Here is a 2658-nt window from a genome sequence, read left to right as displayed (position 1 = left end):
GTTGTTTAAGGAAAAGACTTAATGGCTTATGCAAGCAAAACATTGATTGAAGAGCTCTGGGGTGATGACTTCTTGGATGACTTATGTGGGATGGATGAGAATTCTGATCCAGTTTTTTCAGAGCAAGCCATTGCCCGCGCTCTAAACCAAGCAAGCGGTGAGATTGATGTGCATTTGTCTCATCGCTACGTGGTCCCGATTTCTGGACAGCCGGCGGCTCTCAGCATGATTTGTGTCAATATTGCTGTTTATAATTTAGCCATACGCCATACGGCACTGACCACGACCATTGAAGATCGTTACAAACAGGCGGTTGAACTTTTGAAACGCATTGCGGAAGGCAAAGCTGGTTTGGGGGTCGATGAACCTAAAATTATGAGCGAAGATGGTCCCGTGCGTGATGGGGCTTTTTTCCATGCCAAACCGCGTTTGATGGGAAGGTAACATGTCTGTTTCAACCCATATTGAGATTAAAGAGAGCGGGCTTGAAGCGGCTTTATCCTTTTTACAAAAGGGCGCTGATCGCTCGATGGGGACTTTGGCACAAGGGGTTGGTCGTCTCATTCAAGAGAGTACTAGACGGCGGATTCAAAGTGAAAAAATGTCTGCCCAAGAAGAGAAGTGGAAAAACAACCATGCCCGTACCTCTATTCTTTTTGCCAGTGGGGCGCTCTCACGCTCCATTGATATGAAAGCTTCACCAGAAAAGGTGATGGTGGGGAGTGGGTTGGTTTATGCGCGGATTCATCAATTGGGTGGGGTTATTCGCCCCAAAAATGGCAAGACATTGCGCTTTTTTCTGAAAAGCAGCAAAGCACAGCGTTTTGTTTGTGTGCCTCAAGTGACTATGCCGGCACGCCCTTATTTAGGGCTTTCAGAGCAAAATAAAGTGGAAATTGTCAAAGCGGCAGAGGATTGGTTGGAAAGGGTCTTTTTATGAGTCAAACGATCACACAAGCAGGGCGTATTAATGCCTTTCGTGAGGCGGTGATAAAGAGCCTTAAAAGGGCTTTGCCGGATGTGCGCGATTGCGGCTGTCAATTTGGACGCTTTAATTTAGAAGAACTGGAAACACAAATGCTTGTGGCACCAGCTGTGCGTGTTGCGGTTTTAGAAAGTCGCTTAACTTCTGTGGCTTCTGGGCAGCAGAGTGCTGATCTTCATTTAGGGGCTTTTATTATCACCACGGGTAAAGAGCGGGATGTTTCCAGTTGGCTTTTAGCAGAAGCCATTGCGGTGCTTTGTCATAGCGGGCAATTGTGGGGGCTAACGCATTTGAGTGCCCCGCGGGATGTCGAGATCGAACCGATTATCTCTGCGGCGATTAAGCAGCGTGGTGTATCGATAAGCGTGGTGGAATGGCACCAAGATTTGCATCAGTTGGGACAGGATATTTTTTGTGATGAAGGACAACTCAAAGCTGGTTTGATCTCATGTGATGATGAGGTGGAGGCATGAATGATGCGCACCTTTTGAGTGACACTTTGCGGCAAATGATGAAGCGTCTTGATGCGCTTGAACGCTGTCTTGCCAACCAGCACATGATTGGGCGGGTTGCAGAAGTTGATGGTCATAGGGTGCGGGTAAAACTTTCCGAACAGGGTTCCAATGGACAAGCGGTTTTATCGCCTTGGCTACAAGCGCAAGAAGCTTCTGGTGCTGTTTCAAGCAATATGCCCCTCCATGTTGGTGATCCGGTGCGCTTGTTAAATCCCCATGGCGAAATTGGTTCTGCCTCTCTGGTGGTGCGCGATAGTTATAGTGAGGATGCACCTAATTGCGCACGCTCTTTCCAAGAATTTGCTCTGTGTTATGCGGGTGGTGCTTTGCGTATCACGAAGGATGAGCTTATTCTTTCCCATGGGGAAAACCAAATTCATTTGAGTAGCCAAGGTTTGGTGCTTTCTCATCAATCAACCCGTGTTGCATTAACGGGCAGTGTGCAGATTCAAGCAGAAGATTTACAGCACAATCAAAAATCGGTTGGCGCAAGCCACAAACACGGTGGGGTCAAAATGGGTCCCTCCACAACCTCTAGTCCTCTTTAAAGGAGTTTTTATCATGCGTGAGAATACTTATGTTATTTTAACCAATGCAGACTTTGTTGCAGGTAAGCGTTCACCGGGCAAAGGTGAAGAAATTTGTTTAAGTGAGGAAGCGGCTAAATATCCCTTGCTGCTTGGTCAGATTGCTGAAAAACCAGCCCCTGTTGTTTCTGCGCCCCCAACTGTTTCTACCACAAAGACAAGCAAAGGGGCTTAAAGCATGCGGTGCGGGATGAGCGAAAAGGACGGCTCTCTTTTATATGGCTTTGCGCATTGCCAACAGTCACTGCGTAAATGTCTGACGACAAGAATTGGGACACGGGTTTTGCGTCGTCATTATGGGTGCGATGTTGGAGCATTCCAAGACGCCAATGCTGATCCTGCGACGATGATGCAGCTTTATCAAGCAATTGTTGAAGCACTCGATGATCCAGAGTGTGGAGAGCCCGGGTTTTCGTTGCAGAGGATTGATCTGACAAAAGCAACGCGTGAAGGCACATTCCATTTTGTTTTAACCGGTGTTTTTTATCCCGATGGACATTTGGGGGATTGGTCACACAAAGAGCCAATGAGCATCAATTTAGAGGTTGGTGATGACAGAGTTTGAACCTTT

General features: G+C 47.3%; 6 protein-coding genes. All 6 read left to right on the top strand.

The features are described 5' to 3' along the window. The first annotated feature begins 21 nt into the window (after positions 1 to 21). From PVV57_RS10000 to PVV57_RS09975, 6 genes are read left to right on the top strand one after another with little or no spacing between them, the layout of a single operon-like run. A complete protein-coding gene (locus PVV57_RS10000) occupies positions 22 to 444 on the top strand; it encodes a gp436 family protein (protein ID WP_273718815.1) in 423 nt (140 codons plus the stop codon). A 1-nt stretch (position 445) separates the two neighbouring features. Further along, on the top strand, positions 446 to 940 hold the full coding sequence (locus tag PVV57_RS09995; protein ID WP_273784009.1) for a phage virion morphogenesis protein: 495 nt from the start codon (positions 446 to 448) through the stop codon (positions 938 to 940). Further along, complete coding sequence (locus tag PVV57_RS09990; protein ID WP_273718811.1) at positions 937 to 1458, top strand: hypothetical protein; 522 nt, start codon at positions 937 to 939, stop codon at positions 1456 to 1458. The genes PVV57_RS09995 and PVV57_RS09990 overlap by 4 nt, the downstream gene beginning before the upstream one ends. Further along, complete coding sequence (locus PVV57_RS09985; RefSeq protein WP_273718809.1) at positions 1455 to 2048, top strand: baseplate assembly protein; 594 nt, start codon at positions 1455 to 1457, stop codon at positions 2046 to 2048. Before PVV57_RS09990 ends, PVV57_RS09985 begins: the two co-directional genes overlap by 4 nt. Before the next feature lie 13 nt (positions 2049 to 2061). Then, the gene (locus PVV57_RS09980) at positions 2062 to 2262 is read left to right on the top strand and encodes a hypothetical protein (RefSeq protein ID WP_015856807.1); all 201 of its coding nucleotides are present in this window, start codon (positions 2062 to 2064) and stop codon (positions 2260 to 2262) included. 3 nt (positions 2263 to 2265) lie between these two features. After that, on the top strand, positions 2266 to 2652 hold the full coding sequence (locus tag PVV57_RS09975; protein WP_273718804.1) for a GPW/gp25 family protein: 387 nt from the start codon (positions 2266 to 2268) through the stop codon (positions 2650 to 2652). Positions 2653 to 2658 lie beyond the last annotated feature (6 nt).

Origin of the sequence: Bartonella sp. AU15XJBT (assembly GCF_028618615.1) — a bacterium.
Taxonomy (GTDB): domain Bacteria; phylum Pseudomonadota; class Alphaproteobacteria; order Rhizobiales; family Rhizobiaceae; genus Bartonella.
Note: the sequence above shows the minus strand (reverse complement) of the source record. Positions and strands in the feature narration are given on the sequence as shown.

Excerpts from the sequence above, each read along its gene's own strand:
- PVV57_RS09990 (WP_273718811.1), top strand. The coding sequence starts at position 937 with ATGAGTCAAACGATCACACAAGCAGGGCGTATTAATGCCTTTCGTGAG.
- PVV57_RS09975 (WP_273718804.1), top strand. The coding sequence starts at position 2,266 with ATGCGGTGCGGGATGAGCGAAAAGGACGGCTCTCTTTTATATGGCTTT.
- PVV57_RS09995 (WP_273784009.1), top strand. The coding sequence starts at position 446 with ATGTCTGTTTCAACCCATATTGAGATTAAAGAGAGCGGGCTTGAAGCG.
- PVV57_RS09980 (WP_015856807.1), top strand. The coding sequence starts at position 2,062 with ATGCGTGAGAATACTTATGTTATTTTAACCAATGCAGACTTTGTTGCA.
- PVV57_RS09985 (WP_273718809.1), top strand. The coding sequence starts at position 1,455 with ATGAATGATGCGCACCTTTTGAGTGACACTTTGCGGCAAATGATGAAG.
- PVV57_RS10000 (WP_273718815.1), top strand. The coding sequence starts at position 22 with ATGGCTTATGCAAGCAAAACATTGATTGAAGAGCTCTGGGGTGATGAC.